General features: G+C 76.3%; 2 protein-coding genes. Both read right to left on the bottom strand.

Annotation, left to right across the window (positions count from 1 at the left end; translation table 11 throughout):
- Positions 1-842 (bottom strand): PAS domain-containing protein (locus HMPREF0731_RS20465; protein WP_040614252.1); only part of this gene is annotated, 842 nt, incomplete at its 3' end.
- A gap of 3 nt (positions 843-845) precedes the next feature.
- Positions 846-1,290: putative pterin-binding protein (locus HMPREF0731_RS20460; protein WP_007006134.1), on the bottom strand; the 445-nt coding region annotated here is incomplete at its 5' end.

The following is a 1,290-nucleotide window of genomic DNA, read 5'->3' as shown; positions in this document are numbered from 1 at the left end:
CCCGGTGGCACCGCCCGCGCGGCCGGGCCGTGGAAGCGCGCATGCGCCTCGTTCATGAACAGGAAGCCCCCGTCGCGGTCGAAGGCGCTGATCATGGCGGGCAGGCTGTCGATCAGCGCGCGCAGGGTGCGCTCGGTCTCGGCCTGCTGCTCGGCGGCCGCCTCGGCATGGCGCTGGGCGGCGCGGGCGCGGCGCGATTCCAGCAGCAGCAGCGCCATCAGCAGCCCGGCCGAGACCAGCAGCCCGACGCCGGAGGCGATGAAGCTCCAGGTCAGGCTGCGCATGCCCGACACCGCCGCGCCGGCGGCGTGGGTGCGCTCCAGATGCAGCTGCCGGTTGGCCTCGCGCAGCTCGTCCTGCAGCGCGTCGAGCCGCGCCAGCAGCGGCGGCAGCGCCTCCGCCTGGCCGGCCAGCAGCCGCTCCAGCGCCGCCTCCATCACCGCCAGGGCACGCAGCATCTCCGGCAGGGCGGCGTGCAGCCGCTCGGTCTGGGCGAATTCCTGCGGCCGCTCGCCGCCGCGCAGCAGCAGGATGCGGCTGAAGAGGATCTCGAACTGCTCGCGCAGCGCGGCATCCTCCAGCGCCCCGGCCTGGCGGCGGTGCAGCGCCGCCTCGAAGCGCGCCGCCTCGATCGCGGCGTGGCTGGCCATCCACAGCCCGCTGCGCTGCATCCGCGCCTCCAGCCGGTACTGGGCGCGCGCCTGCAGGGTGGAGAAGCCGAGCGAGAGGATGAAGATCAGGGTGGCGATGGCGAGGCCGAGCTGCAGCCGCCGCTCGCGCCCGCGCAGCAGGCCGCGCAGGCGGCGCAGCAGGGGCGGCGCGGCGGGGTCCGGCGCCGCCATGGCTCAGGACACCTCGATCCGGCGCAGCTGCCAGACCGCGCGCTCGTGATAGAGGGGGATGTCGAGCTCCGGCCGCTGCGTCCAGGGATAGACCAGCCAGACCGGGCCGCGGTCGCGGATGCGCATGGGCTCGCCATCGCGCCGCGTCGCCAGGAAGGCGTCGCGCTCCCAGGCATCGGCGAGCGGCAGCTCGGCGCGGTAGCGGTTGATCGCCTCGGCCCAGAGCCGCTGGCCGAGCGGGCGCACCGCGCGCATCAGCAGGGCCAGCGGCACGCCGCTGAACTCCTGCGCGCCCTGGGTCCAGGGCGTGGTGGTGCGCAAACGCCGCATGCCCAGCGCCTCCAGCGCCGCCAGGGTGAAGGCGGCCTCGCCCTGCGGCGGCCGTTCGATCCGCCCACCGACCCGCAGCACCACCGGCGCGGCGGCGGTGGCCGGCGCCTCGCGCGCG

Origin of the sequence: Pseudoroseomonas cervicalis ATCC 49957, from assembly GCF_000164635.1 — a bacterium.
Classification (GTDB): domain Bacteria; phylum Pseudomonadota; class Alphaproteobacteria; order Acetobacterales; family Acetobacteraceae; genus Pseudoroseomonas; species Pseudoroseomonas cervicalis.
Note: the sequence above shows the minus strand (reverse complement) of the source record. Positions and strands in the feature narration are given on the sequence as shown.